Source organism: Gilliamella sp. Choc6-1 (genome assembly GCF_001690385.1).
Lineage (GTDB): Bacteria > Pseudomonadota > Gammaproteobacteria > Enterobacterales > Orbaceae > Gilliamella > Gilliamella apicola_A.
The window spans coordinates 24894-51491 of sequence record NZ_LZHI01000023.1 but is presented as its reverse complement, the minus strand read 5'-3'; the positions used below and the strand labels follow the sequence as shown (position 1 = coordinate 51491).

General features: G+C 33.7%; 30 protein-coding genes. 17 read left to right on the top strand and 13 right to left on the bottom strand.

Going from position 1 to position 26598, the window contains the following annotated elements:
- Nucleotides 1-137: 137 nt before the first annotated feature.
- The 6 genes from motB to A9G36_RS02815 form a co-directional block, all read right to left on the bottom strand.
- Nucleotides 138-1034: a flagellar motor protein MotB gene (gene motB / locus A9G36_RS02840; protein WP_065568830.1), complete on the bottom strand. Its 897-nt coding sequence runs from the start codon at nucleotides 1032-1034 to the stop codon at nucleotides 138-140.
- 2 nt (nucleotides 1035-1036) lie between these two features.
- Nucleotides 1037-1921 carry a flagellar motor stator protein MotA gene (gene motA / locus A9G36_RS02835; protein WP_065568829.1) on the bottom strand — a complete coding sequence of 295 codons (885 nt, stop codon included), beginning with the start codon at nucleotides 1919-1921 and terminating at the stop codon, nucleotides 1037-1039.
- A 58-nt stretch (nucleotides 1922-1979) separates the two neighbouring features.
- Nucleotides 1980-2585, bottom strand: coding sequence for a flagellar transcriptional regulator FlhC (flhC, locus tag A9G36_RS02830; protein ID WP_051825338.1), 606 nt, complete (start codon nucleotides 2583-2585; stop codon nucleotides 1980-1982).
- A 13-nt stretch (nucleotides 2586-2598) separates the two neighbouring features.
- The gene (flhD, locus tag A9G36_RS02825; RefSeq protein WP_237745936.1) at nucleotides 2599-2937 is read right to left on the bottom strand and encodes a flagellar transcriptional regulator FlhD; all 339 of its coding nucleotides are present in this window, start codon (nucleotides 2935-2937) and stop codon (nucleotides 2599-2601) included.
- A 173-nt stretch (nucleotides 2938-3110) separates the two neighbouring features.
- Nucleotides 3111-3827 (bottom strand): RNA polymerase sigma factor FliA, encoded by a 717-nt coding sequence (locus A9G36_RS02820; RefSeq protein WP_034947212.1) that lies wholly within the window; start codon nucleotides 3825-3827, stop codon nucleotides 3111-3113.
- Nucleotides 3828-4022: 195 nt separating this feature from the next.
- Nucleotides 4023-4835: a flagellin N-terminal helical domain-containing protein gene (locus tag A9G36_RS02815; protein ID WP_034947215.1), complete on the bottom strand. Its 813-nt coding sequence runs from the start codon at nucleotides 4833-4835 to the stop codon at nucleotides 4023-4025.
- Nucleotides 4836-5178: 343 nt separating this feature from the next.
- Between A9G36_RS02815 and fliD the strand changes: the two genes are divergently transcribed.
- From fliD to fliT, 3 genes are read left to right on the top strand one after another with little or no spacing between them, the layout of a single operon-like run.
- Entirely contained in the window at nucleotides 5179-6615 is a 1437-nt protein-coding gene (gene fliD / locus A9G36_RS02810; protein ID WP_081296661.1) for a flagellar filament capping protein FliD, read from the top strand.
- A gap of 9 nt (nucleotides 6616-6624) precedes the next feature.
- The gene (fliS, locus tag A9G36_RS02805; protein WP_034947221.1) at nucleotides 6625-7005 is read left to right on the top strand and encodes a flagellar export chaperone FliS; all 381 of its coding nucleotides are present in this window, start codon (nucleotides 6625-6627) and stop codon (nucleotides 7003-7005) included.
- 12 nt (nucleotides 7006-7017) lie between these two features.
- The gene (gene fliT / locus A9G36_RS02800) at nucleotides 7018-7365 is read left to right on the top strand and encodes a flagellar protein FliT (RefSeq protein ID WP_034947224.1); all 348 of its coding nucleotides are present in this window, start codon (nucleotides 7018-7020) and stop codon (nucleotides 7363-7365) included.
- Between the two features lie 80 nt (nucleotides 7366-7445).
- On the opposite strand, the gene fliE is transcribed toward fliT, so the two are convergent.
- Entirely contained in the window at nucleotides 7446-7757 is a 312-nt protein-coding gene (fliE, locus tag A9G36_RS02795) for a flagellar hook-basal body complex protein FliE (RefSeq protein WP_034947227.1), read from the bottom strand.
- A 178-nt stretch (nucleotides 7758-7935) separates the two neighbouring features.
- Here fliE and fliF point away from each other — a divergent pair, with 178 nt between their 5' ends.
- From fliF to fliR, 13 genes are all read left to right on the top strand, one after another.
- Nucleotides 7936-9645, top strand: a complete 1710-nt coding sequence (gene fliF / locus A9G36_RS02790) for a flagellar basal-body MS-ring/collar protein FliF (RefSeq protein WP_065568827.1) — start codon at nucleotides 7936-7938, stop codon at nucleotides 9643-9645.
- Nucleotides 9645-10643 carry a flagellar motor switch protein FliG gene (gene fliG, locus A9G36_RS02785; protein ID WP_065568826.1) on the top strand — a complete coding sequence of 333 codons (999 nt, stop codon included), beginning with the start codon at nucleotides 9645-9647 and terminating at the stop codon, nucleotides 10641-10643. The genes fliF and fliG overlap by 1 nt, the downstream gene beginning before the upstream one ends.
- Nucleotides 10636-11388, top strand: coding sequence for a flagellar assembly protein FliH (locus A9G36_RS02780; RefSeq protein WP_176701006.1), 753 nt, complete (start codon nucleotides 10636-10638; stop codon nucleotides 11386-11388). The genes fliG and A9G36_RS02780 overlap by 8 nt, the downstream gene beginning before the upstream one ends.
- A gap of 31 nt (nucleotides 11389-11419) precedes the next feature.
- A complete protein-coding gene (gene fliI, locus A9G36_RS02775; protein WP_065585384.1) occupies nucleotides 11420-12754 on the top strand; it encodes a flagellar protein export ATPase FliI in 1335 nt (444 codons plus the stop codon).
- Between the two features lie 21 nt (nucleotides 12755-12775).
- A complete protein-coding gene (gene fliJ, locus A9G36_RS02770) occupies nucleotides 12776-13237 on the top strand; it encodes a flagellar export protein FliJ (RefSeq protein WP_065568824.1) in 462 nt (153 codons plus the stop codon).
- Nucleotides 13227-14420: a flagellar hook-length control protein FliK gene (locus A9G36_RS02765; RefSeq protein WP_065585372.1), complete on the top strand. Its 1194-nt coding sequence runs from the start codon at nucleotides 13227-13229 to the stop codon at nucleotides 14418-14420. Before fliJ ends, A9G36_RS02765 begins: the two co-directional genes overlap by 11 nt.
- Before the next feature lie 181 nt (nucleotides 14421-14601).
- On the top strand, nucleotides 14602-15069 hold the full coding sequence (locus tag A9G36_RS02760) for a flagellar basal body-associated FliL family protein (RefSeq protein WP_034947244.1): 468 nt from the start codon (nucleotides 14602-14604) through the stop codon (nucleotides 15067-15069).
- 5 nt (nucleotides 15070-15074) lie between these two features.
- Nucleotides 15075-16121, top strand: a complete 1047-nt coding sequence (gene fliM, locus A9G36_RS02755) for a flagellar motor switch protein FliM (protein ID WP_051825344.1) — start codon at nucleotides 15075-15077, stop codon at nucleotides 16119-16121.
- Nucleotides 16114-16494, top strand: coding sequence for a flagellar motor switch protein FliN (fliN, locus tag A9G36_RS02750; protein ID WP_034947247.1), 381 nt, complete (start codon nucleotides 16114-16116; stop codon nucleotides 16492-16494). Before fliM ends, fliN begins: the two co-directional genes overlap by 8 nt.
- Nucleotides 16494-16931 (top strand): flagellar biosynthetic protein FliO, encoded by a 438-nt coding sequence (gene fliO / locus A9G36_RS02745; RefSeq protein WP_065568822.1) that lies wholly within the window; start codon nucleotides 16494-16496, stop codon nucleotides 16929-16931. The genes fliN and fliO overlap by 1 nt, the downstream gene beginning before the upstream one ends.
- A gap of 6 nt (nucleotides 16932-16937) precedes the next feature.
- Nucleotides 16938-17678 (top strand): flagellar type III secretion system pore protein FliP, encoded by a 741-nt coding sequence (gene fliP / locus A9G36_RS02740; RefSeq protein ID WP_065568821.1) that lies wholly within the window; start codon nucleotides 16938-16940, stop codon nucleotides 17676-17678.
- A 113-nt stretch (nucleotides 17679-17791) separates the two neighbouring features.
- Nucleotides 17792-18061, top strand: coding sequence for a flagellar biosynthesis protein FliQ (gene fliQ / locus A9G36_RS02735; protein WP_034947256.1), 270 nt, complete (start codon nucleotides 17792-17794; stop codon nucleotides 18059-18061).
- Between the two features lie 5 nt (nucleotides 18062-18066).
- Nucleotides 18067-18861 carry a flagellar biosynthetic protein FliR gene (gene fliR, locus A9G36_RS02730; protein WP_051825346.1) on the top strand — a complete coding sequence of 265 codons (795 nt, stop codon included), beginning with the start codon at nucleotides 18067-18069 and terminating at the stop codon, nucleotides 18859-18861.
- A 738-nt stretch (nucleotides 18862-19599) separates the two neighbouring features.
- Here fliR and def read toward each other — a convergent pair.
- Nucleotides 19600-20112: a peptide deformylase gene (gene def / locus A9G36_RS02725; protein ID WP_034947259.1), complete on the bottom strand. Its 513-nt coding sequence runs from the start codon at nucleotides 20110-20112 to the stop codon at nucleotides 19600-19602.
- A gap of 154 nt (nucleotides 20113-20266) precedes the next feature.
- On the opposite strand from def, the gene dprA reads away from it, so the two are divergent.
- Nucleotides 20267-21367: a DNA-processing protein DprA gene (gene dprA / locus A9G36_RS02720; RefSeq protein WP_218055749.1), complete on the top strand. Its 1101-nt coding sequence runs from the start codon at nucleotides 20267-20269 to the stop codon at nucleotides 21365-21367.
- Nucleotides 21368-21446: 79 nt separating this feature from the next.
- Here the strand turns inward: dprA and rraA are convergent, their stop codons facing one another.
- The 5 genes from rraA to A9G36_RS02695 all read right to left on the bottom strand — a co-directional run bounded on the left by rraA (nucleotide 21447) and on the right by A9G36_RS02695 (nucleotide 26437).
- A complete protein-coding gene (gene rraA / locus A9G36_RS02715) occupies nucleotides 21447-21938 on the bottom strand; it encodes a ribonuclease E activity regulator RraA (protein ID WP_034947261.1) in 492 nt (163 codons plus the stop codon).
- Between the two features lie 89 nt (nucleotides 21939-22027).
- A complete protein-coding gene (locus A9G36_RS02710; RefSeq protein WP_065568820.1) occupies nucleotides 22028-22930 on the bottom strand; it encodes a 1,4-dihydroxy-2-naphthoate polyprenyltransferase in 903 nt (300 codons plus the stop codon).
- A 237-nt stretch (nucleotides 22931-23167) separates the two neighbouring features.
- Entirely contained in the window at nucleotides 23168-24331 is a 1164-nt protein-coding gene (locus A9G36_RS02705) for an ABC transporter permease (RefSeq protein WP_034947265.1), read from the bottom strand.
- Entirely contained in the window at nucleotides 24324-25484 is a 1161-nt protein-coding gene (locus A9G36_RS02700; RefSeq protein ID WP_034947268.1) for an ABC transporter permease, read from the bottom strand. Before A9G36_RS02700 ends, A9G36_RS02705 begins: the two co-directional genes overlap by 8 nt.
- On the bottom strand, nucleotides 25466-26437 hold the full coding sequence (locus A9G36_RS02695) for an HlyD family secretion protein (RefSeq protein WP_034947271.1): 972 nt from the start codon (nucleotides 26435-26437) through the stop codon (nucleotides 25466-25468). The genes A9G36_RS02700 and A9G36_RS02695 overlap by 19 nt, the downstream gene beginning before the upstream one ends.
- Nucleotides 26438-26598 lie beyond the last annotated feature (161 nt).

The window sequence follows — 26598 nt, the reverse complement described above, 5'->3', positions numbered from 1 at the left end:
AATAATATCAATAAAGCTAAATAGATTATTTTTTATATCGGCTTAATTTCTCAAAACTTTAGTAATTTTTGAAAAATTTTTAATACCTGCAACAAATAAACTCATTTATTATTTTTCATAATAGACATCTATTGTGATTATTTTGCTTCAATTGGCTTTGATTGCCTTAAAAAATCAATGCCTGTCATACTATTTTCTTCTTCAATATATTGTTGCGCTGCTTTATTTAAAATTAAGATACTAATACGGCGATTGGCGTCATTACTATAATTTGGATTGTTTAAGCCAACAGTATCAGCAAGTGCGATAATGCGAATAATTTTACCTGAATCTAATCCACCAGCAATCAGCTCTCTTCTTGATGAATTGGCTCTATCAGCTGATAATTCCCAATTACTATAACCACGGTCCCCTGTTATATATTGACGCTCATCAGTATGACCAGACAAAGTGATTTTATTGGGTAATGAATTGATAATAGGTGCCAATGCACGCAAAATTTCTCGCATATTGGGATCAATAGCTGCGCTACCGATATCAAACATTGGTTTATCATCTGAGGCTAAAATTTGAATACGTAGTCCCATTTCAGTTAATTCAATAATTAAATTAGGTGCTAGCTTTTTTAGGCGTGGATCTATTTCAAATATCTCGAAGATTTTACGGGCTGTTTCAATTAACTCTATCTGTTCAAGATGTTTTTTTTCCAATTCATATTGCTCCTCTAGGTGAGCAATATCATTTCTTTCTTCACCAAGTTGTTGAGTAACATCCTTACCACCACCAGGAATAGGGCTTTCACTGTCACTAATATTGTTACCACCATTTTGCCCCAGAATTAATGGCGTTCTAAAGTATTCAGCTATACCTTGTAACTGTTGTGGGGTTGAGTTGGCTATTAACCACATTACTAAAAACAACGCCATCATGGCTGTCATAAAGTCAGCATAAGCGATTTTCCAAGAGCCACCATGATGCCCTTCACCATGTCCCGACTTTTTTCGAGTTATAATTCTTATTGAGCTATTTTTCATTGTTAATTATTTTGATTTTGGTTGGTATTCTTATCTTTAACTTCTTGAATATATTTTTCTAATTCAAAGAAAGATGGACGCTCATCAGAAAATATCATTTTCCGTCCAAATTCAATACAAATTTGTGGAGCATAATCATGCATGCTTGCAATCAATATAACTTTGGCGCACTCAAGTATTTTGACTGAGTCAGCATTTCGTTGCTTTAATAAAGCCGCCAAAGGAGAAATAAAACCATAAGCAAGTAAAATACCCAAAAACGTTCCAACCATAGCGTGTGCTATTAACTCACCTAGCTCACTTGCTGGTCTATCCGCTTGAGCAAGGGTATTAATTACGCCCATAACAGCGGCAACAATACCAAATGCAGGCAACCCATCACCAATACTCGAAATGGCACTAACTGGTTTTTCTAATTCATGCACAAAAGTTTCAATTTCTTCACTCATTAGTGCTTCAATTTCATACACATCCATATTGCCACTAATTATCAACCGAAAATAATCTGTTATAAAATCTAAGATTCGAGAATTGGCTAAAATAAGTGGATACTGTTTAAATAGTTCACTTTCCTGAGGGTTATCTATATCAGTTTCAATGGATAATGAACCATTTTGGCGAATCTTAGTCAAAATAGTGTACATTAGATTAATTAATGTTAAATAAAGCGTTTTATTAAAACTCGAAGGTTTAAATAATTGTTTTAAGGCGTTAAGTGTAGTTTTTATTACTTTTTTTTCATTACTGACAATAAAGGCTCCGATAGCCGATCCCCCAATAATAAGAAATTCTAACGGCTGAAAAAGGACCGCTAAATAACCACCACTTAGCACATAGCCAAGTAAAGCAGAGGCGACAACAACAATATATCCTATAATAATTAGCATTGGCTTTCTTATTTCTCCATAAAATAACAATAAATAGGTTTTTATTCCTAAAATTTATTTAACTTGCTACCTGCTTTGCAAACGCTGTATTAAAACTATTAGGAATGGATAGTACCTGCAAACATTTAGCGTGATTATCTTTATGTGTCTTATGATTTTTTTCTGCTCTAGATGGTGGTTGACATAAGCTACATACAAAACTATTGTGTGGATGATAAGCATGAGTAATAAAACGCCCCTTGCATTCTTTACAGCAAGATTGTTGCATTACTTTACTTTCAACAAATTTGACTAAAATCCAAGCCCGAGTTAGCCCTAACACGGGCTCTTCATTGTGAGCAAATGGGCATTGTTCTAAATAAAGCTGGTAAGCTTTTAAAATCGTGTGGATACCTGGTTTTGTGCCATGCTTCACTAAAAAATGATAAGCATTATAAAAAATACTAGAATGAATATTTGGTTCCCATGTCATAAACCACGTGGTTGAAAAAGGTAATAAACCTTTAGGTGGTGGGCAACCTTGAATTTCTTTATACAATTTAATCAATTTTCCACGGCTTAAATTTGTTTCACTTTCAAGCATTTGGATTCTTGCACCCAGTGAAATTAAACGAATGGCTAATTGTACCTCTTTATATTTTTGAACAATACTTGTACATCTCATTCTATTTACCTACCTACTTATTGATTGAGTCTAATAGTAAACTAGATAAAAGAATCCCTGTATGCATCTGTTTAATATCGCTAACACGAGAGTCTTCAGTTAGTTTTTTAATCATTTCTGAATTTTCAAATCGTAATTGAAAATTTAATTGATTTGTTTCAGATAAAACTAACATTTGCGACGCAGTTAAATTACTAAGTATGTCAGCAGTTTCTTCATCAATACCTAATCGATACATCCCCATAACTTTATCTTTCTCAAGCATCCGTTGGCTTAACAGCAATGTTGAAAGATTCAAATGATGTATACATTTAAGAATATCGTTCTCTAGTATGTTACCCAATTTAATCACCAATCTTAGTTATCTTTAGTTCGCATTAAAAAAACAAAAACAGCAAAAATACAACATTAACTGTTTTTTTATATATAAAGTTACATTTTTAAACGAAAAAGGTCAATAAAAAAATCATTTCAATTTATTTTCGTTTAATTACACTTTATTTTACGCTGTTTAATTTTATTTTTCTATGGCTTCACTTTACTTTGTATTCTTTTTATCGCTTGGCTATGTAATTGGCTTACCCTAGACTCACTAATATCCATTACTTTTCCAATCTCTTTTAAATTGAGTTCCTCTTGATAATAAAGCGCTAAAATCATTTTTTCTTTTTCAGGCAAGTTTTCAATTTGTTGGGTTATTTGATCGCAAATTTCTTCATTGATAACAGACAAAAAAGGATCTTGATCCTCGCCATGATCAATAATAGCATCAATACTATCCCCCAATTTTTTCTGCATCTCATCATAAGAGCAAATCTGGCTACAATTTGAATCCAACAAAGCCTTGCGATATTCATAAATCGACAATTGTAAATATTCAGCGATTTGATAATCGCTTGGTGTGGTACCTAACCTTTGCTCTAATTCATTAATAGCACAGGTAATATCTTTAATTTGTTTTCGAGTTTGCCTTGATAACCAATCTCGACTCCGAAGTTCATCTAACATGGCGCCTTTTATTCTTGGTATAGCAAAAGTTGCAAAAGTATTGCCTTGCGAAGCATCATAACGCTTGATGGTATCTAATAAGCCGATATAACCGACTTGCAGTAAATCATCCAACTCTACTGTTGTGGGTAAACGAACGGCAAGTTTTAATGCTTCATTACGAACTAAATGGACATATTGTTGCCAATCGGTTTGATTCACTACACCTTGCGAGTTATATAAACTATCACCCATTTTTTTTAACCCATTTTAAAAAAATGCTTAATAATATTATGACGATAAGATGATAATTTAATGACAGGAATAAAGGGATAAAAATTGGGTAATTACAATTATTAGCCATAACAGCATTAAAAATGCCGTTATGGCTAAATTACATAATTGAAGTGCTCAAAGAATCAGATAGATAAATTCTTACAACAATAAAAATTACTGTAACAAAGAAAGAACAGATTGTGGCACTTGATTCGCTTGTGCTAATACAGAAGTACCTGCTTGCTGTAAAATTTGACCTCGAGTCATGTTTGATACTTCTGTTGCGTAATCAGCATCTTCAATACGGCTACGCGCAGAACTTAAGTTATTTACAGTATTATTTATATTAGTTACAGTTGATTCGAAACGGTTTTGTACCGCACCAAGCTGCCCACGTAATGCATCGATTTTTGATAACGCAGCATCAATAGTTTTTAATGGATCGGCTGTTGGTGTATCAGATACGTTAAATGCATTTAAACCAAGTTCAGTACTATCAATTTTTTTCAAATTGATTTCAATGGTTTCACCATCGTTTGCACCTACTTGGATTTTAAGTGTTTTATCTTCAGACAATACTTTTGAACCATTAAAATCAGTTTGTTTAGAAACGCGATCGATCTCATCTAAACGTTGATCGATTTCATTTTGAATTGATACTAAATCACTTTCAGAGTTGGTTCCATTTGCCGCTTGTACGGTTAATTCACGGATACGTTGTACGTTATTATTGATTTCATTTAGCGCACCCTCAGTAGTTTGCGCAAGTGAAATACCATCATTTGCATTACGAGCAGCTTGAGTTAACCCTTTAATATTTGATGAAAATCGGTTAGCGATTGCTTGACCTGCTGCATCGTCTTTTGCGCTATTAATACGCATACCAGATGAAAGACGTTCAATAGAAGTACTAAGAACGCTTTGTGAATTGTTAAGGTTATTTCTTGCCATTAAAGACATAGTATTAGTATTAATTACTTGTGCCATTTTTATCTCCTTTAATTTAATTTTTTAAATCAACGACATATTGAAAAATATGTTCAATATTTTTGCTGATAAATAATTTATCGGTAACAAAATAAGAAACTTTAATATTTTTAATAATTATCTTTTTTAAAAGCGCTATTTTAGTCATAAAAACAACCAATATTTATAAATAAATCATTTTGTTAATGTCGTTTTTAAACAATCTACTTAATGATGCTTTTTCATTCAAAAAATAAAAATATTTCTATGTATTAAATAAATCTTGAGATGATGGCTAAATTTTTGGAAAAACTGGTCGATATAAGGTGCATTAATTAAATAATTGTTATAGGAAGAATAAATCATGGCAATGAGCGCATTAGGAATTGGCTCTGGAATTGATCTTAATAGTATTTTAGACCAATTAGAAGCAGCTGAAAAAACACGTCTAACGCCAATTACAACGCAACAAAAATCCATTAATGCAAAAATTAGTGGTTTTGGTAAATTAAAAAGTGCGCTAACAACATTTAATAGTGCAACACAAAAACTTCAGAAAAAAGAGCTTTTTCAAAGTAGAACCGCGACAGGTGGTAATGACAATTATTTTTCAGTGAAAGTAAACAGCAAAGCAGTGTTAGGTAATTATGCTATTAACATTGATCAGTTAGCAACGTCTCATGGCATAGCAACTTCGCCACTCAATGATAAAAACGCTAAATTAGGTAATGATAATCAAACTCGAACTATCACTATTGAACAAGCAAATGGTCAAACACTTAATGTCACTTTATCTCAAGATGAGACATCATTAGAAGCAATAGCCAATGCGATTAACAATGCCCAAATGACTAATGAAGATGGCACAACAAGTCCGTCAACAATGAATTCAACCATTGTTCGTTCAGGAGCAGATGGCTATCAATTAGTCATTACATCGAAAGAAACAGGTGAACAACAAAGTATTACGTCTATTTCATCAGACGATGAAACCTTAAATAATATTATTGGATTTGATATTAATCAGCCTAACAATACCCACATGACAGAAGTGACAAAAGCGCAAGATGCTAAATTTTCGTTTAATGGCATTGCTATAACTAGTGGCTCTAATACTGTCAAAGATGTCATTAGTGGCGTTGATATTACGTTAAAAGAAACCACAACAACTAGCCAAAACCTTGCTATAACCGCTGATAATGAAAAACCTGAAGAAGCTATTAAAGAATGGGTAGAGGCATTTAATCAATTACAAACAACGATATCAACGTTAACAAAATTCACCATGAATGATACAAATTCAGACGAATTAAATAACGATAATGGACCACTTATTGGAGATTCAACCTTACGTAATATTGATCAAAGTATCCGCACAATATTTGCTAAAGGGCAGCCTGGTGAACTTTCTGTTCTAGCACAAATCGGCATTAACATGGATAAAGATGGCACCTTAAAGATTAACGAAAATGAACTAAAAAAAGCACTTAATGAAAATAGTGATGCGGTGGCAATACTATTTACAGGTGATGATAACGCAACTGGACTTGCCAATGAACTTTTTGAAAAAGTAAGCGGATTTATTGATAATGATGGCATGATTGATTCAGCAACTAATGGGTTAAATTCCACTTTAAAATCATTAGATAAACGTCACGAACAGGTAAGCAATTCCATCGAACAAACTATTGAGCGTTATCGCGTTCAATTTACCAAATTGGATATTTTAATTAATGAGTTAGATAGCATGAGTAATTATTTAACAACCCAATTTGACATGATGGCAAACTCGAAGAAATAAGGAAATAAAATGTATACAGGTGGATCACAAGCTTATAAACAAGTGAATTTAGAAACGCGTGTTAGCCAAGCATCACCTCATCAGTTAATTGTATTACTATTTGATGAGGCTCTTAACGCAATTAAACTAGCTAGTTTGTATATTCAAAAAGGTCATATTGCTGGCAAAGGTACTGCAATTTCGAAAGCGATTAATATTATTGATAATGGGCTTAAAAGCTGCCTAGATTTCGAAAAAGGTGGTGAAATTGCTGAAAATTTAGATCGCTTATATCACTATATTAGCCAACAATTATTACTGGCTAATTTGCATAATGATCAAGAAAAATTGCAAACTTGTTTTGATTTGCTCAACAATATTGCTGAGTCTTGGCGTGAGATTGCTAAATAAAATAGGATAATTATGCAAGGAAATAACTTATTAGAACAATATGAACAATTTAATTATATTGTTGAACAAATGTTAATTAATGCCCAAAGTGAAGATTGGGATTTATTAACCACTTGGCAAGAAAAATACCAACAGTTATCAGAAAACCTAATGAAAACAGGAATGCTAGAGAAAACAGAGATGTTCCCCGCTCAGCATCGAGACATGATAGCCATGTATATAAAAAATATCTTAAGTTATCAACAACAACTAATACAATTACTCAGCGCACGTCATAGGCAGTTAGGTACATTGATAGGAACAAATATCAGCCACCAAACGAAAATTGCCAATTATCAACAAATAGCACAATTAATTTAAAATAAATAAACCATATTAAAAATATACTAAAACCATAACTTATTTATTAATAAGTTATGGTTTACTAGCGATGAAATCAATTAAATATTCATATTCATAATTTCTTGATAAGCTGCAACCAATTTATTACGGACTTGAATACCAAACTGCAATGAAACCGATGATTTTTGCATATCGACCATGACTTCATTTAATGCAACATTAGGATCCCCCATTTCAAACGCTTGCGCTTTTTGATTTGCCTGCATTTGAGCTTGGCTTATTTTATTTAATGCATTTTTTAGTTCACCCAAAAAATGGTTATCTGCTGATATTGGTTGTTTTTGTGGAAAATTCGTGATTTGGTTTAGTTTTATTGGTGTAATACCATTAAAATCGTTCAAAATATTCATTAATATAAAAACTACTTGTATTTGTTTTGGTCAACATAGCAAGCAATTTAACATACAACTAAAAATCTAAAACCTTTAAGTAAGGGGAAAAGACTTTGCTTTTTTAACTATTGATTTTTTTAAATACACAGATAATAGACCCTAGAATTAATCTAATTAGTTTAGCGTTAGGATTTTTATGGCTGGCCAAACTGTCGGTACTAAAGACGAATCAATAGTAAATAAACTACCTTTTATCAACAAACTAAAGCAAAATCGAAAGATGCTACTTCTTATTGTAAGTGTAGTTATTCTATCGATTATCTGTTTAGCTTATTTATGGATAAAAGATGAGTCTTATGGCGTTTTATTCAGTAATTTAAATGATAAAGATGGTGGAGAAATTATTAGCCAACTTGATAAAATGAATATACCTTATAAATTTTCATCATCGGGCACAACTATCTTAATTCCTGACGACAAAATTTATGATACCCGCTTGCGTATTGCACAACAAGGATTACCTAAAGGTGGTGCGGTAGGTTTTGAATTGCTTGATAAAGAAACCTTTGGTATGAGCCAATTCAATGAACAAATTAATTACCAACGAGCATTAGAAGGTGAGTTATCAAGAACAATTTCAATCATTAGCAGCATTAATGACGCTCGTGTACATATAGCAATACCCAAACCTTCGTTATTTGTTAGGGAACGAAAACCCCCTTCTGCGTCAGTCGCTATAACATTATTACCAGGTCGCAGCTTATCACAAGGTCAAATCGATGCCATTATCCATTTGATTTCAAGTAGTGTACCTGAATTACAGGCAGATAAAGTAACCATTATCGACCAGCATGGTCATTTATTAACAGGCGATAGCTACCAAGGCAGAAATGCGAATGTTGCTCAATTAGAATTTAATGAAAGAATTGAAAATAATGTCCGAGAACGTGTTGAAAAAATTATTATTCCGATTTTAGGGAAAAAAAATGTCATGGTACAAGTCAATGCTGATATTGACTTTAGCCGACAAGAATCAACATCAGAAATATATGACCCTAATAGTGATATCGCAAATCAAACAATTCGTAGTAAACAACAAGTTGAAAATCGCCAATTAGCTAATCATACTAATATTGGTGGCGTACCTGGTGCATTATCTAATCAACCTGTACCCATACCAAGCGCACCAATTGATGGAAAAACAGAATCAGCAGAATCGGAAGACAATAAAAAATCCTATAATTTACAATCAAATAATACATTTAATTTTGAAGTAAACAGGCAAGTTGTTCATAGCAAAATCCCTGAAGGGCGAATTAAACGCTTATCCGTTGCGGTGTTAGTAAATTATAAATTTATAACAACGGAAGCTGAGGGTAAAGATGATAATGAAGAACAATCAGATGAAGATAAAACAACAGAAAAATGGGTCAAACTTGATAGTGATGAACTAAAAAATATTGAAGCATTAGCACGTCAAGCCATGGGCTTTTCTGAAGTACGCGGTGATACATTAACCGTCGCTAATTTAAAATTTACTGACCAAATATCAGAAGAAAACGAAAGCTTAGCCTTTTGGCAAACTCAAGAATTTTATGATATGACCAAATCAGGCATTAAATATCTGATCTTTATTTTCATTGCTTGGATACTATGGCGCAAAGTTTTACGTGGTATTTGGCTGAAGTTACAACGCCAACTATTTATCACTAGCGAAAAAACATCCGATTCACAATCAAGCGTAAGTGATGAAAAATTAGATTATAAAGCGCACAGCAAACAGCAACAAAAAATATTTGAAGATAATATGCATCAGCAACAATATATTCGAAAAATTGTTGAAAAAGATCCTCGTGTAATGGCTTTAATTATTCGTGATTGGATAAACAAGGAGGATATAGAATAATGAATTTAAGCGAATTGCAAAAAGCTGCCACTGTTTTAATGGTATTAGGTGAAGAGCTTGCTGCACAAGTCATGCAATACTTAAACACTAAAGAAGTACAACAGATTAGTAGTGCCATGATGTCACTACCGCAACTTTCACAGGAACAATTAAAAAGTATCCTTAATGAGTGTCAAAAAACCCTCGAAGAATGTGCCGTATTAAATACCGATACCAACGGTTATTTACGTTCTGTACTTGAAAGATCACTTGGAGCCGAAAAAGCAGATCGTTTAATCGATGAATTGTTAGAAACGGATCGAGAAGAAGCAACTGACGGGCTTGAAATGCTTAATTTTGTCGATGCTGCTCGAGCAGTTGATCTAATTAAAAAAGAGCATCCACAAATTATTGCCACTATTTTAGTTCACTTAAATCGCGATTTAGCAGCCGAAATTCTGAACTTATTTGATGATGAATTACGTAATGATGTTATGTTACGTATTGCAACTTTTGGTGGCGTGGAACCGTCAGCACTCAAAGTATTATCGACTTCTTTATCAACGTTATTACATGGTCAAAATATCAAACTAAGCAATATGGGTGGAATACGTACCGCAGCAGAAATTATTAACTTAATGAAATCACAGCAAGAAGAGTTAGTTATCAATGCATTGCGCGATTATAACAGTGAGCTTGCACAAAAAATTATTGATGAAATGTTCTTATTTGAAAATCTGGTGGAAGTTGATGATAGAAGTATCCAACGCCTACTTAAAGACATTGATAACGAAACGCTTATTATTGCATTAAAAGGTGCATCAACGGCATTACGCGACAAGCTATTAAGCAATATGTCACAACGTGCAGCATCTATTTTACGTGAAGATCTAGAAAACAGACCGCCTGTGCGATTATCTCAAGTTGAAACCGAACAGAAGAAAATCTTGGTTATTGCGCGTCGTTTAGCCGAAAGTGGTGAAGTTATCTTAAGTAGCGGTGATGATGAGTATGTTTAATCGATCAGATAAATCAGACTGGAAACCTTTGATTTTCAAGAATTTATCTATATCAACGCCATCACAAACAGATGAACAAATTAGCATTGAAACCATTGATGACAGTGAACCTGAATCAAATTCAATGGAAACAAAGAGCACTGAAAAAATAACACAAGAAGTCTTAGAGCAGCTAAAACAAGAGACAATAACACAAGCATATCAGGAAGGGTTTAAGGCTGGTAAAACCGAAGGTTTTGATGAGGGAAAACAAGCTGGTTATAAACAAGGATACCTTCTTGGGCAACAAGAAGGTCGTGAACACATTGAGCAACAACTTAATGATGAAAAAATAAAGACTGTGCAGGCAATGTGCGAATTAATTAATAACTTTCAGCAATCAATTAATGATATTGATGAATTAATTGTCCCAAAATTGTTTGATTTAGCATTAGCTGCTGCACAAAAAACCGTTGGTACGATTTCCAAAGTAAAACAAAAGCAATTAATGCACACCTTAAACACGTTTATTGAGCAAAGACCGATTTTTTCTCAACCTATTTCACTGCATCTCAATCCAACAGATTTGCAATGGTTAGAACCAATATTTAATGATGAAAAAAAACAATATCACTGGGAATTAGTTGCTGATCCTAATATTGAAATTGGTGGATGTAAAATTTTTAGCGATAACAATGAAATTGATGCCAGTACTACTCATCATTGGCAAATGATGGCTGACTGTTTACACAAGGATACACATTAACGTGAATTACGCATCTTTATGGGCTAATAAAATTAGTCAAGCAACACAGCAACTTCAATCCTTATCTTTAATACGACAATATGGACGTTTAGTAAAAGCATCAGGATTAGTCCTTGAAGCAGTCGGATTACAACTACCTTTAGGTTCTAATTGTTTTGTTGAGCGGCAATCTCATGATCAAATCGACGCAGTAGAATGTGAAGTTGTTGGATTTAATACACAAACACTTTATTTAATGCCTTTTGAATCGACTGATGGCATTTTATTAGGTGCAAGAGTTTATACCTCTCAATATGATTTAACACATTTTAGTCATAAATTATTACCCGTTGGTATGGCGTTATTAGGTCGAGTTATTGATGCTATGGGTAAACCATTAGATGGAAAACCCTTACCCGCTCATATCGAATATGCTGGTTTATCAAGCAAATCGCTTAATCCATTAAAACGCACCCCCATTCATCAAGTACTTGATGTCGGTGTACGAGCAATCAATGCATTATTAACCGTAGGGCAAGGTCAACGTATGGGCTTGTTTGCAGGTTCAGGGGTTGGCAAAAGTGTCTTACTGGGTATGATGGCACGCTATACTCAAGCTGATATTATTGTGGTGGGCTTAATTGGGGAACGCGGCAGAGAAGTTAAAGATTTTATTGAAAACATTCTGGGTAAAGAAGGGTTAGCTCGTGCCGTTGTTATCGCAGCGCCAGCTGATGTATCACCATTATTACGCTTACAAGGTGCAGCATACGCCACCAGAATTGCCGAAACTTTTCGCGATCAAGGGTTTAACGTTTTACTTATTATGGACTCATTAACTCGTTATGCAATGGCACAACGGGAAATTGCCTTAGCCATAGGCGAACCACCAGCAACGAAAGGGTATCCACCTTCTGTTTTTGCAAAATTACCTGCACTGGTTGAAAAAGCCGGCAATGCAGAAAATGGCAAAGGTTCAATTACAGCATTTTATACGGTATTAACCGAAGGAGATGATCAACAAGATCCCATTGCCGACTCGGCCAGAGCTATTTTAGATGGACATATTGTTTTATCACGAACTCTTGCTGAGTCAGGTCACTCCCCTGCCATTGATATTGAAGCATCAATCAGTCGGGTAATGACCGATCTTACCGCCACAGAAGATGAAAAAAAATCAAGATTATTTAAACAACTGTTTTCAAGTTTTCAACGAAACCGAGATCTAATTAATGTAGGCGCTTATGTCACCGGTACCGATCCCTTATTAGATAAAGCGATAACATTATACCCTACCATGCAAAAATTTTTACAACAGGGTATTGGTGAACATTGCTGTTATCAAGATGCTTATCAACAATTAAGTGCAATTGTTGATCCAAAATAAATCTATTAGGAAAGCACGACGATGAATAAAAACTCTTCACAACTTGCGTTTTTAACATTAAAAAAATTAGCACAAAAATCGGTAGATGATAGTTTGATCAAATTAAAAAAGGCCACTGACAATCATCAACATGCAAAATCACAACTCAATATTTTGAATAATTACTATTGTGAATATCAACAAAAATTAAGTGAAGCTTTATCAGAAGGGATTAAAGGATACGAATTGAATAATTTCAATGCATTTATTGCATCAATTGAACAAGGTATTGCAAAACAAAAAAAGCACCTATTAACTCTGGATATGAAGCAAAAACAGATAACCAATCAATTCAATCAATCCCAAAAGAATTTAAATACCTATAAAACATTATTAAATAAACAACATTATCGATACTTACAACAACAAAATCGTTTACAACAAAAGCTAACCGATGAATTTGCTCAGCAACAATTAGCAAGGAGAATATCAAATGAATATTAACCCTATTAATGATTTAAATTTAACCTCTTCTTGTCGTTCTGGAATTGTTGAAAACAATGCAATAACCAATAATAATGATTTCTTTCAACAAGTAAAACAACTTAGTGAAACACAAACAAATCAAAGTAAAGATTTTAATCAAACTAAGTTAGAAGGCGCTGATGATTGTAAAGACGAAAAAGATACTGATCTTTTAACGATAAGCTGTTACCCCATTGATATTCAGACAACCAATCAACAAATATTAACGGTTGAAAGTACGACACCAAATAACAATCAAATGTTATTGATAACAAATAATCTAAACCTTGAAGAAGTATCTGATGATAACTTATTTGATGTACAACCAGCCACATTTGAAAATGAACCGACAAAACAATTATTACTTACAATTCACCAAAGTGAAGAGTTAACCAATAAATCCATGCAAAAAAATGCTCTTCTGTCAGAATCTAACATGAAAATCGGGCATAAATTTGATCAAACGGCTGAGATAAAAACCAATATCAATCAAAAATTAATGGGCACCCAAAGTATAGCCAATAATAAGATGATAAAAGCCGATAACTGGCAAATTGAGTTTGAAGCAAGTCGAGATACTACACTAAATAGTGTCAAAGAAACGTTCTTTACAGCTGCTGCTGAAAATAAGCAAAATCAGATATTTCCTCAACCTAACATGGCACTGACTTCATTAACTGTTGATTTGCCAACACCTATGCATTCTTCAACATCTACACCTTTGCCAATAATGGGGAATATTGAAACATGGAAAACAGCATTAACAGAGAAAATTATTATGCTTAATCATCAAGATATGCAAACAGCTGAAATCAAATTACACCCGCAGGAGTTCGGCTCATTACATATTAAACTTGCCATGATTGACGATAAAATGAATCTTCAAATGATTGCAGCACACACTTATGTTAAAAATGTATTAGAATCAGCATTACCTACTTTAAGAACCTCATTAGAAGAACAAGGTATTATCCTTGAACAAACCGATATCAGTGAATTTTCAATGATGAATAATGCCGATGATCAGTCAGCAAGATATCAACAAACCCAAAATAAACAATCACCCGTAACATTATTATCGGATACTATCGAACAAAAATCTGAACAACACGATATTGAAAAAAATCAGTTAACAAAATCAGGGTTAAGCATATTTGCATAGCGAATCGGACGTAATAGATCATTATATTTTCGCTTACAAGAATAGTAAAAACGTTGAATAGGTCATATTTTTATAGCCTATTCTTCAAATCAATTCCATGAGCATAATTTATTATTTTTTTAATTTTAGCCGTTAAATTAGCGGAAAGTACTTTTACATTTTTACTGAGACAAGAATAATTATGTCAACCAATAAGAAAAAAATAAGTGTTGTAAATATAATACTTATCCTAATTACGCTGTTAGCTGTAGGTGCTTGTGGTTATCTATGGTTTCAAAATCAGCCAAAAGATACGCACCATATACAAGAAGAACAACCCGTTTTATCACCGGTTTTTCTAACTTTAAAACCATTTACGCTTTCACTACCAAAATCAGAAGATAATGCAGACATTAATAAAATTGTTTATGTTGGTATGGTATTACGTGTTGCTGATGAAAAACAAAAATCAATATTATTAGAATATTTACCTGAAGTAAGAAGTGACATATTGCTTTTAATATCAAAACAATATGTTAGTAACTTAAAACAAGAGTCAGGAAAGATCGATTTACAAGAAAAAATTAAAATGACTTTAACTCGGCAATATGATGCAAAACATTGGGTAAAAGTGGATGAAGTTTTATTTACTGATTTTATCTTAAGGTGATTATTATGCCTGATCAGAACGAAGAAAAAACAACATTAAATGAACCTGATGATACACAACCGGTATCCGATAGTTCAGTGATTATCGAAGAAAACAAAATTGAGTCATCTGTTATTTCGTATCCACCAGGCAAAAAAGCGAATGTTAAACCTTATGATTTATCGGTCAAGCATCGGTTTATACCAGAACGTTTAACTGCTCTAGAAATTATTAATGAGCGTTTTGCACGTCAGTTTAGAATTGGGTTATTTAACCGATTACGTCGTAATACTGATGTCATAGCTTTACCTGTTGAACCTCATACTTTTGAAGAGTTTTCTGACACTTCATCGGCAAATCATTTAAATTTAGTACATCTTAACCCATTAAGAGGTACGAGTTTATTTTCATTTTCGCCTGAATTAGTCTTTATAATTGTTGATTCATTATTTGGAGGTGATGGACATTCGCCGCAAATAGAAACAGAAGGTCGAGAATTTACGCACACTGAACAACAAATCATTAACAGAGTATTGGAATTAGCATTAGTTATTTATCAAAATTCATGGGCAGATGTCTACCCGATTGAAGCCCAATATGTTCGTTCTGAAATGCAAAGTAAATTTACTAATATTACTAATTCACCTGATGATATTGTATTAACAACCAAATTTAAAGTTGAAGTTGGTCACAGTAAAGCAACATTTTGTGTTTGTATTCCTTATTCAATGGTTGAACCCATTAAAGAATTACTAATAAAACCCCCTGCTGAGCAAAAAACGTATCAAGATGATAATGTCTGGATGAGTTCATTAACTAGTGGCATCAAACATTCAGCAGTCGAATTGGTCGCTAATTTTACCAAAATTAATACAACTGTAGATAAATTACTAACACTAAAAGTCAATGATATTTTAGTGATAGAAAAACCAACTAATATTGATGTAACTGTCGGAGGAGTGCCTATCTTAACGGGTAATTACGGCAAAATGAATAAACAATATGCAGTTCAAGTTGAACAGGTCATTAACCCTGTATTAGAACAATTGCATGAAGGAGTGTTTAATGACTGATATCAAACAAAATAGTGACGAGAATCAAAACGCCACCATAACAAACGATGAATTAATGACAAAAGAAGCTGTGTTTGAAACACTATCGCCACAACAAACAGAAGATAAACAGCAAGATATCAACCTTATCCTTGATATCCCTGTAAATTTGAGTGTTGAGCTTGGCAGAACAAAAATGGCGATTAAAGATCTATTAAATTTAACCCAAGGCTCCATTATTGCATTAGATGGGCAAGCAGGTGAGCCTTTAGATATATTAATTAATGGTTATTTAATTGCACAAGGTGAAATTGTGGTTGTGGGAGATAATTATGGGGTACGCATTATGGATATTATTACCCCATCAGAACGTGTACGCAGGTTGAGCCGTTAATGCCTGTTAACATCACAAATTTGGCTCAATCTCAGGCTACAATAACAAGCACAAATGCTCTATCAACGCCACCTTCAGAGTTTAATATTTACACACAAGTTGGAACGTCCATGGGGATGTCATTTATTGGTATTATCGGTGTTATTTTACTGCTTGGATGGTTAGTTAGACGCCTAGGTTTAAAAAAAACAACGAATCAATTTATGGACATAAAAGCCACATATAGCCTATCGCCCAAAGAGCATATTATTTTAGTTCATGTGGATCAACAGTTATTAGTAGTTGGCGTGACGCCTCAACAAATGACATTACTGCATACCATTAATGAACAACGTACTGAAATATTACTTTCGACAAAAACAAATAAGGCAAACTTTTCGAAAAATAATCTATTTCAGCAAATATTACAATCAACTTTAAAATCAAAAAAGGAGTAATAACAAGTGAGGTTAAAATTAATCATTTTACTAAGCTTATTGTTACTTAGCCTACCTAGTCATGCTGAGGTTTATCCTCTTTCTGTTATTACTCAAACGGCACAAAGTGGTGAACAACATTGGGCATTACCAGTAGAAACATTAGTTGTTTTAACATTACTGACATTTATACCAGCAATATTATTATTGATGACTAGCTTTACGCGCATCATTATTGTGCTAGGTTTGTTACGTAATGCGCTAGGCACCCCCTCTGCGCCACCTAATCAGGTTATTTTAGGAATTGCACTATTTATGACCTTTTTTATTATGTCCCCCGTTATTGATAAAATTTATCAAGATGCTTATATACCTTACTCGCAAAATCAAATCACTATGCAAGAGGGGTTAACTACAGCTGCTAAACCACTGAGGGAATTTATGTTAACTCAAACCCGTGAAAATGATTTATCGCTATTTGTTAACATGTCGCATGAAACGAATATTCAAACACGTGAAGATATCCCTTTAAAAGTACTTATTCCTGCTTTTGTAGTAAGTGAGTTAAAAACAGCTTTTCAGATAGGTTTTACAATTTTTATTCCTTTCTTAGTGATTGATTTAGTCATTGCCAGCACACTTATGGCATTAGGCATGATGATGGTGCCACCAGCAACGGTATCACTGCCATTTAAATTAATGCTATTTGTATTGGCTGACGGTTGGCACTTGCTATTAGGTTCATTAGCCCAAAGCTTTTTTAGTTAAAACTAACATTAGTTAAAAACAGTAGATGAATAAAGGCAAATTAGCTAAACATAATTCAATTAAGAAGTTATTTCATCAACCATTCATTAAACAAGGTAAAATTAAGGAATTATATGTCAACTGAATCTATTAGCGCCCTTGCAATACAGGCAATCAAAGTAGCAGCATCATTGGCAAGCCCTATACTTCTCGCCGCTTTAGTGACAGGCTTAATCATTAGTTTATTACAAGCGGCGACACAAATTAATGAAATGACATTATCTTTCATTCCTAAAATTTTAGCGGTGATTATTGTATTAATTGTGCTTGGACCGACAATGCTATCGACAATGACAGATTTCATCAAAATGGCTCTTACCAATATCCCTAATTTAACTAGCTAAATTTAATGAATCTTAATATTAATGATTTATTCAATATTGATTATTTTATTTTAATTCGCAACTGCTTTTTCCCGTTTGTGCGGATTCTAGCATTGATAATGGTTGCCCCCATTACCGGAGAAAGAGAAATACCCAAGCGAGTAAAAATAGGATTAGCTTTACTCATTGCAATTCTGCTACCTTTACCACAAATTAACGAAAATATAAGCCTCTACTCATTTGAAGGAATATGGGTTATTTCGCAACAAATTCTCATTGGTACTGTAATTGGTTTAACAATGCAATTTGCCTTTATGACAGTTAGGATGGCAGGTGAATTAATTGGTATGCAAATGGGGCTTGGCATGGCTACATTTTTTGATCCAATTGGTGGACCTTCAACCTCAGTATTATCTCGTTTAATTAACCTAACCGCTTTATTACTCTTCCTTAGCTTAGACGGCCATTTATGGTTACTTTATGGTTTAGCTAACAGTTTTGATATCATACCTGTTAGCAAAATACCACTAAACAGTAATGGGTATTTAATGCTAATTGATGTCAGCCGTCTACTTTTTATCAATGGAATCATGTTAGCTCTACCATTAATGACTCTACTATTAATCATTAATATGGCATTAGGATTATTAAACAGAATAACTCCTCAATTATCGATATTTGTTGTTGGCTATCCTTTAACTTTATTATTAGGGCTAATCATGCTAGCTTATTTAATGTCGATGCTACCCGCCTTTGCCGAGTTTATTTTTGAACAAATATTCGAACGTATTTCAATGATGCTAGGGGCATTTTTAAGATAAAGGAATTAACACTTAAATCAAATTTTCCCCAACAAACTAAAGTGAATACTATAGGTATAAAGAATAGAAAGATCTTTTTATTAAACTTAAATTACCTAAACTATCCCCCCAACAAATAGAAATCTAATTAAAAAAGCGAATTCACTATTGACGACAGATGGAGTTGTTCTGTTGATAAGGTCTCCATACGTATATCCTTACTAAAATAGCGGTAAGTAAAAAATAAAATGATCAATAGGGCAATAATGAAAAGGTAATGCTTACTTATTAGTCGCAGTTCCATCTTGTTTATTAACTTCAAGTAATATATCGACAACGGCACTCAAGGCAAATTTTTGCGTAGTTGACTCTTTGTATGCGGAAGCTCTATCGGTAAATGCATACGGGCTTTAATACGATCAATGGGGATTTTCACCGAACACTTAGGTACCGTGCCATCGCCATTTCCTTTTGCCGTTTTAAGAGTGTAACATTCGGTAATATTGCCTTTATAATATGTAATTCATTTGTGAAATAATAAAATTGATTATCGAAAAGTAATATGCCCTTTTTAAATAATCAAAGGAGTTAATCTTCGTCTTTAATTTAGTTCAATTCTACTATTTACGATAGGCAATAGCTGGGAATTTGTTAATTATCACAGCACTTATTTTGGAATAGTCTATAAAAGATATTTACGCGATAAGATAAAACCCATTTTTTAAAACCAGTTTAGATACCGCGTAAATTTTGATGATTTTATTTGCTTTTTTGCTCTTCACGAGTTAATTTTTTCATTTTTTGTTCAATGCGCTGGCGTTTTAATGGTGATAGATAATCAACAAAGAGCTTACCTTTTAAGTGATCCATTTCATGTTGAATACAAATCGCAAGCAATTCATCGGCTTCAATTTCGTAAGGTTTGCCATTACGATCGAGTGCTTTAATTTTGATTTTTTCAGCCCTTGGCACAAAACCTCGACAATCGGGTACCGATAAGCATCCTTCTTCAATACCTGTTTCACCTTCTTGGCTAATCACTTCTGGATTAATAATCACATAAACATGGCTTTTATCTTCTGTTACATCAATCACAATAATTTGTTCATGTATATTTACTTGTGTAGCTGCAAGCCCTATTCCATTTTCGGCGTACATGGTTTCAACCATATTATCAATAGTGGTTTGTAATTCTGGCGTAAACGCTGTAACAGGTTTTGCAATTTTGCGTAGTCGCTCATCAGGAAAACGTAATACTGGTAAAATAGCCATAAATTCTTCGATCTACTCCTCAAATGTTTGGGTTTTCAATATTGTGGACATTGTAAATGTTTATAGTGTCTGTGAATAGCCTTTGTTGGCTATTGATAATATTTATCTTATCAATTCAACCCCCATAATTATATTTGAATGATGAATAACAATAATGAGTAACTATGAATTTTTATTACGAATTTCAATGCTAGGGCAAGGTAAACTTGTAATTTTTAAAAAAATTAGCCAATTTTTTACAGCTGGTCTTCCAAAGAAGATAAAAAATGTTGATTTTATTTTGGATAAAATAGGGTTAAGCGAAACGCAAAAATTTTGCTTTTGGGATGTTTCTTATCTGCATTTTGAACCTATTCTGGACTGGTTATACAGTTCTGGCTTTCAAAAACACCTTATTTCTTACTGTGATGTTGATTACCCTTTATTACTTAAGCAGATCAAAGCCCCCCCACTTTTGCTTTTTGTTATAGGCAATAAACAATTATTGCAAACACCGCAAATTGCTATGGTAGGCAGTCGCCAATTTAGTGAATATGGAGCACAATGGGGACGATTTTTTGCTAGCGAATTGGCCATTAATGGGTTAACTATCACAAGCGGTTTAGCATTAGGGCTAGATGCGATTTGTCATCGAGGAGCGCTTGAAGTATCTGGCAATACAATTGCGGTTTTAGGCAGCGGTGTTGCAAATATTATGCCTAGAACAAATCTTAAACTTGCAAATGATATTTTGGCACAAAACGGCGCATTAGTGTCTGAGTTTTTACCTTTCAAGGAGGCAAGATCAGAATATTTTCCTAGACGTAACCGTATTATTAGCGGATTGAGTTTGGGCACTTTTGTGATTGAAGCTTCGGAAAAAAGTGGATCGCTAATCACCGCACGTTATGCGCTTGAGCAAAATCGTGATGTGTTTGCCTTACCAGGGGAAATTGATAATGAAAATTGCCACGGCACCCATTATTTAATCAAGCAAGGGGCTTATTTAGTGACGCAACCAACCGATATTTTAGAACACTATTGCGGTTATTTGTCGATTAATAATAGTTCAACCAATCAATATACAGAATCAACACAGACTGTTTTGTACCCTGACATTTTTGCTGTGATTCATCATGAGCCAATCCCTGTTGATTTGATTGCTGAGCAGGTAAATTTATCAATAGCCGAGATAACCGTTAAATTGTTAGATATGGAACTAGCAGGATTAATTAAAACTGTTACAGGCGGTTATATTCGCAATCGAGTCATTTAAAAAATTTTTTTAAAAGCTTTAGAAAGATAGGCTGTTAAATATAAACTCCGCCGATAGACATCGGCGGTATAAACTATTTTTATTTATCTTCAATTTCTAGCGCAATTTCTGAAAGAATAATGCCTGTATTATCAGCATAGACAAAATCCCCCGAAAAGAAGGTTACACCGCCAAAATTAACTCTAATGTCTAGTTCACCAACCCCTTGATCTTCAGCTCCCACTGGAATTGCAGCTAATGCTTGTATTCCAATTTCAGCTTCAGCAAGGTAATCCACCTGTCGAACGGCACCATACACAATAATTCCTTCCCATTGATTTTGAACGGCAATATCGATTAGTTCTGCGTCAATTAATGCACGACGAACAGACCCCCCTCCATCAATAACAAGGATTTTACCTGATCCATTTGATTGTAAAATTTCATATAGTAACCCGTTATCTTCAAAACATTTCACTGTTACGGCCTGACCTGAAAATGATGCTACGCCACCAAAATTACTGAATATTGGTTCCACCACGTTAACATCTTCTGGGTAATAATCACAAAGAATTGAAGTATCAAACTCCATAGTCAAGTCTCCTTTAGCCTTCATATTTAAGTTTATCTAGTATAACCCCAACATTGAGTAACACGATATTAAATTTAAATAAACGTGAACTAGCTCAACATAATACCAGAACAATAAAGTAAATTAGTTAATAAAGCAAGCTTGACCATCTGCAACAATAAAGGTGTGGCATCTTTTGCTGTTTTAAACCGAAAAACAGCAAAAATATGTTTGATAAACAGTGGTGATATCAGCATAAATAGCCATGCCCAAATCGATTGTAATGTATGGTAAGCAAATAAACTAAAGCAGAATAATGCAGCTATTAATAAGATGAGATGATAAATCTGCCCTAGCTTTTTTCCTATTAATACAATTAAAGTTCGTTTATGATTTTTTTTGTCACTTTCAAGATCACGTAAATTGTTAATATTGAGTACTGCAACTGATAATAAACCACAACCTAATGCTGGAAATATAATAAAAAATGACAATGTTTTGGTTTGTAAGTAATAACTTCCTATTACGCCGATTAAACCAAAAAATATTAATACCGATAAATCACCAAGACCTATATATCCATAAGGCTTTTTGCCAACAGTGTAAGTAATAGCAGCAATAATTGATAGTAATCCTAGCACGATAAAACCGTATAATTCATACAGGGTGTTACAAGCAAGAGTGAGTAAACTTATTCCAGCAAAAACACATAATATTATGTTAATTTGTAAAGCAATTTTTAATTGCTTGAGGGTAATTAAACCTAGCTGAATTCCTCTAGCGTGTGCAGTAAGATTTAGTTTGTCGGTCCCTTTAATGGCATCGCCATAATCATTAGCTAAGTTAGAAAGAATTTGCAATAACGAAGCTGTAATGATTGCCAGTAACATTATCCAAAAATTAAATTGATACTGCCAGTAAGCCAGTGCATTACCTACTACTATTGAACAAAGCGAAAGCGGTAGTGTTTTTAAGCGTAAACTGATCATCCATGGGTAATATTTCATGTACATTAATAATTTATTTAATTGAATAAAAATTTTTTAGCAATCATAACAGGAATAAAAACAGGGTTCACGCTATCAATAATGAAAATGCTATTTTATAAAAAGCGGTGATATTAGACGATGTTATTACTCTATTTCTATAAGATTGCTATGCTAATAATTACCGTTAACACTTCGAAGCACTGTTATTAAAACAATTTTTAAATTAGTGCTTATCATATATCGGTTGGAGATAATTAAACGTTACAATTTATCGATTGTTTTTTTCATGTAGTTTTCTTTTTTAAATAATCGGCGTGCTCGACCTTCTCTTAACGCTGAAATAAACAAACCTAATGCACTGTATATTATACCAAGTAAAAGTATCATAAAAATATTATATAAATTATCTGATAAGCCTAGCCCCATTTGGTTTACACCTGCAATCATGTTGGTTGCCCAAGTAGAAGGGAGTAAATAGGTGACAAATTGTACCCAATGTGGCATAGCATCAATTGGCCAAATCGTTCCTGAAAGGTAGAATACCGGTGTGGTCAAAAATGCTAATGTTAGGTAGATCATTTCAGTTCGACGTAAACATTCGGTTAATAATTTGCTTAATCCTAATGCGCCTAATAGTAAGGGGAAAGTCATGGTTAATATTTCAATGATACCAGCCAATTGTCGATAACCAAGTACCCAAGGCCATAAACCAAATAGCACAATAGATAAAAATAACCAGATTGGTAATAAACCACATAAGCTACCTAAAATTACAATTTTAGGCGGTCTACCTTGAGGTAAAGAGTTTAAGGTTATATTTATGCGTGTTGAAGCAATTAAAAAAGAGTGTTGTAATAGCATGACTAATAAGCCAGGAAAGGTAATAGCTGCAAAGCTTATTCCTGCATTGTAAAGAGGCTCAGTTTGTGCTTTTATTGGCGATAAAATAATTTTAATTTGCTCATCTGAAAATCCAGAATTACGCATTATTCGTGTGTTGTATTGGGTTAATATTTGTTGATAGATACCTTTAATATCCACTTGAATCAATCCATTTGCTAAACGGCTTGATGCATCACCATAAGCTGGAATAGTCACTTCTTCACCACTTAATAGTCGTTTTTCAAAATCTCTAGGTATTGTGATAACCGCAAAAAGCTTACGATTATTGATGTCATCATATGCTTGTAGCGAACTTTCGTAGATAATTGTGCCAATTTTAGAACTGGTTTCTAATGATCTTATTAAACCGCGGCTAGTCGGAGTGTGATCTTGATCAACAATCGCAACAGGTAAGTTAGTTATTGTGCCATTAATATAGACTAAGCTCATCAATGAAACAGATAATAGTAGTAGTAACCATATCGGTCGCATTAACATTAAAAAGAATATTTTTAAAAATGAAGACCAAAACATTTTAAGCATTTGATTTATCCTTTTGCTGTGAATGCAAACGCTTTACTAGCCGTTTTCTAACTAACACGGTAATAATGATTGGGTAGATCATTAATATACCACAGGTTTTAAACACAGATAGGTAATTCGAATGCCGTAAAAAGAGATCGAATAATTTGTTAAGCGCATAGGTTAATGGTTCGAGCGATGAAATAAATCTGGCTATCCAAGGCATTGAAAGTTCAGGCACTACAATACCTGAATAAGTTAAGGCAAGTCCAACCAGTATACCAATATAAGTATAGGCATCAATTGCGTTTTTGGTAAAAGTAAATAGTAAAATACCGATACTTTGTGCTGCAATCACATAGAAAAATACGACGGTCATCATGGCAAAAGGCGAACCAGATACTTTGGCGTGAGAAAGCACAACTAACAAGGCAATTTCGAAAATGAGCAACATTGTATACCAAATAGTATAAGGTGCTAATTTTCCTAATACAAAAGGGTAGTTTGCTCGTGTCCGTTTTGGTAATTGCGATAAAATATAAATTGTTGTTGTGATAACAAATAATTGTAATAAATGGACCACCGCTGAAAACTGCTGGAAATATAGAGAGTTACCACTTGCATTAAATAAACCATCATAATTAAAATTGACTTTCGCAAGTGGTGGAACTGGCAATCCAATACTGGTTGCCAATGTGGTTCGATACTGTGTATTTAATACTGCAATTAATCCCGAGTAATCCATAATAGAATATAACCCTGCGCTGTAATATAATGCATTATAATAAAGCATAGGTGTTGGTTGACGACCTGATAAGACATCCGCCTCGAAATTTGGTGGAATATATAATATGGCGTAAATTTTTGCTTTTTGTAAATCTCGTTCCGCTACTGAAAGTTGGTTATCATAATTGATAAGGTTTGCATGTGCTCCAGCATTAAGATTACGTACGATTTCGCGTGATAATGTGCTTTTGTCTTGGTCAATATAAGCAACAGGCAGATCAAACAATACACCTCGGTAGAAGATACTGCTAATTATGACGAAAATAAGCAGTGGTAAAATCCACATTAACCAATGAGAAGTAAATCGCTTAAATATTTGCAATACTTCTTGATTATATGCTGTTTTGAAACGATTCCAGAAATCTAACATTAATTGTCTAATTTCCATAAGGTGCTCATACCTGCACGTAAACCTTCAATATGGGTAAGCGGATATAGTCTAACTTCAAAGGTTTTTAAATCAAAATCACCTGTTGCACGCGTTGCTCGTTTGGTCGCATAATCTCCCATTGGCGCAATATATCGAATTTCAGCTTCTATTTCTTTATTACCTAATGCTGGCACTTCAAGCTTAATGTGATCACCTTTATGTACGTTAGGCATAATATTTTCCCGAAGATTAAATACAAAGTAAGCATCTGGTAGGCGAATAACTGTTAATAATGGGCTATTAGCATTAAATAATTCACCAACTTCCGCAGGTATTGAACCAATTTCACCACCAACGGGAGCTTTAACTTGTAAATCATCATATTGAATTTGTAGCTGTTTAAGTTGTTCTTCGGCTTCTTTTAATTTTGCTGCGTAAATTTCACGCTGCTCAGTACGATCACCATTTTTAGCTTGATCTAAATTAGCTTGTGCTGATTGAACTTGTTGAAAGGCGGCATCACGAGTTTTTAACGCGCTATCTAATATGGATTGTGATACATAACCTTTAGCTGAGATAGCTTTGTTTCGATTATATTCTTTCAATGCATTTTCATAATTAACTTTCGCTTGTTCAAGTAGCGCTTCATAATAGCGAATGCTTTCTTCTCGTGTGCCATGATTAGATAACGCAACTTGAGCTTGGGCTTGTTCACATGCCGCTTCCGCTGCCTTGACTTGGGCTAATAACTCTGGGCTATCAAGTGTGATAAGAATATCATTAGGTTTAACATCATCTCCACGGTTAACATGGATAAGTTGTACACGACCTTTGGCTTTTGACGCAATACTAACATTAGGTGCGTCAACTTCACCTTGTAAAATAAGTTGGCTATTGTGTGAACGTATTAATATCGTCATGGAGATTAAAATAACGATTAATACAATACTAATAAAAGTTTTTTTATTCATAAAATTCTTTATAGAGTGATATTAAAAAGATAAGACATAGAGAATTAAGGCAATTCTATGTAGAATTAAAATAACATACGAGAAAATCCTTCCGTGCATTATACGAAAAGTGCCTTAATTGCACAAGTTAACCCATACTGAATTTAAAATTGGCACAATAT

Coding starts and splice junctions, on each gene's coding strand:
- fliS (WP_034947221.1), top strand. CDS start 6,625: ATGTATACAGGTGGATCACAAGCTTATAAACAAGTGAATTTAGAAACG.
- fliG (WP_065568826.1), top strand. CDS start 9,645: ATGAATTTAAGCGAATTGCAAAAAGCTGCCACTGTTTTAATGGTATTA.
- A9G36_RS02700 (WP_034947268.1), bottom strand. CDS start 25,484: ATGGAAATTAGACAATTAATGTTAGATTTCTGGAATCGTTTCAAAACA.
- fliR (WP_051825346.1), top strand. CDS start 18,067: ATGAATCTTAATATTAATGATTTATTCAATATTGATTATTTTATTTTA.
- A9G36_RS02765 (WP_065585372.1), top strand. CDS start 13,227: ATGAATATTAACCCTATTAATGATTTAAATTTAACCTCTTCTTGTCGT.
- A9G36_RS02695 (WP_034947271.1), bottom strand. CDS start 26,437: ATGAATAAAAAAACTTTTATTAGTATTGTATTAATCGTTATTTTAATC.
- A9G36_RS02760 (WP_034947244.1), top strand. CDS start 14,602: ATGTCAACCAATAAGAAAAAAATAAGTGTTGTAAATATAATACTTATC.
- motA (WP_065568829.1), bottom strand. CDS start 1,921: ATGCTAATTATTATAGGATATATTGTTGTTGTCGCCTCTGCTTTACTT.
- A9G36_RS02705 (WP_034947265.1), bottom strand. CDS start 24,331: ATGCTTAAAATGTTTTGGTCTTCATTTTTAAAAATATTCTTTTTAATG.
- A9G36_RS02780 (WP_176701006.1), top strand. CDS start 10,636: ATGTTTAATCGATCAGATAAATCAGACTGGAAACCTTTGATTTTCAAG.
- fliJ (WP_065568824.1), top strand. CDS start 12,776: ATGAATAAAAACTCTTCACAACTTGCGTTTTTAACATTAAAAAAATTA.
- fliT (WP_034947224.1), top strand. CDS start 7,018: ATGCAAGGAAATAACTTATTAGAACAATATGAACAATTTAATTATATT.
- A9G36_RS02710 (WP_065568820.1), bottom strand. CDS start 22,930: ATGTACATGAAATATTACCCATGGATGATCAGTTTACGCTTAAAAACA.
- fliE (WP_034947227.1), bottom strand. CDS start 7,757: ATGAATATTTTGAACGATTTTAATGGTATTACACCAATAAAACTAAAC.
- fliO (WP_065568822.1), top strand. CDS start 16,494: ATGCCTGTTAACATCACAAATTTGGCTCAATCTCAGGCTACAATAACA.
- fliF (WP_065568827.1), top strand. CDS start 7,936: ATGGCTGGCCAAACTGTCGGTACTAAAGACGAATCAATAGTAAATAAA.
- A9G36_RS02815 (WP_034947215.1), bottom strand. CDS start 4,835: ATGGCACAAGTAATTAATACTAATACTATGTCTTTAATGGCAAGAAAT.
- fliN (WP_034947247.1), top strand. CDS start 16,114: ATGACTGATATCAAACAAAATAGTGACGAGAATCAAAACGCCACCATA.
- fliQ (WP_034947256.1), top strand. CDS start 17,792: ATGTCAACTGAATCTATTAGCGCCCTTGCAATACAGGCAATCAAAGTA.
- flhC (WP_051825338.1), bottom strand. CDS start 2,585: ATGAGATGTACAAGTATTGTTCAAAAATATAAAGAGGTACAATTAGCC.
- def (WP_034947259.1), bottom strand. CDS start 20,112: ATGGCTATTTTACCAGTATTACGTTTTCCTGATGAGCGACTACGCAAA.
- dprA (WP_218055749.1), top strand. CDS start 20,267: ATGAGTAACTATGAATTTTTATTACGAATTTCAATGCTAGGGCAAGGT.
- A9G36_RS02820 (WP_034947212.1), bottom strand. CDS start 3,827: ATGGGTGATAGTTTATATAACTCGCAAGGTGTAGTGAATCAAACCGAT.
- fliM (WP_051825344.1), top strand. CDS start 15,075: ATGCCTGATCAGAACGAAGAAAAAACAACATTAAATGAACCTGATGAT.
- fliD (WP_081296661.1), top strand. CDS start 5,179: ATGGCAATGAGCGCATTAGGAATTGGCTCTGGAATTGATCTTAATAGT.
- rraA (WP_034947261.1), bottom strand. CDS start 21,938: ATGGAGTTTGATACTTCAATTCTTTGTGATTATTACCCAGAAGATGTT.
- motB (WP_065568830.1), bottom strand. CDS start 1,034: ATGAAAAATAGCTCAATAAGAATTATAACTCGAAAAAAGTCGGGACAT.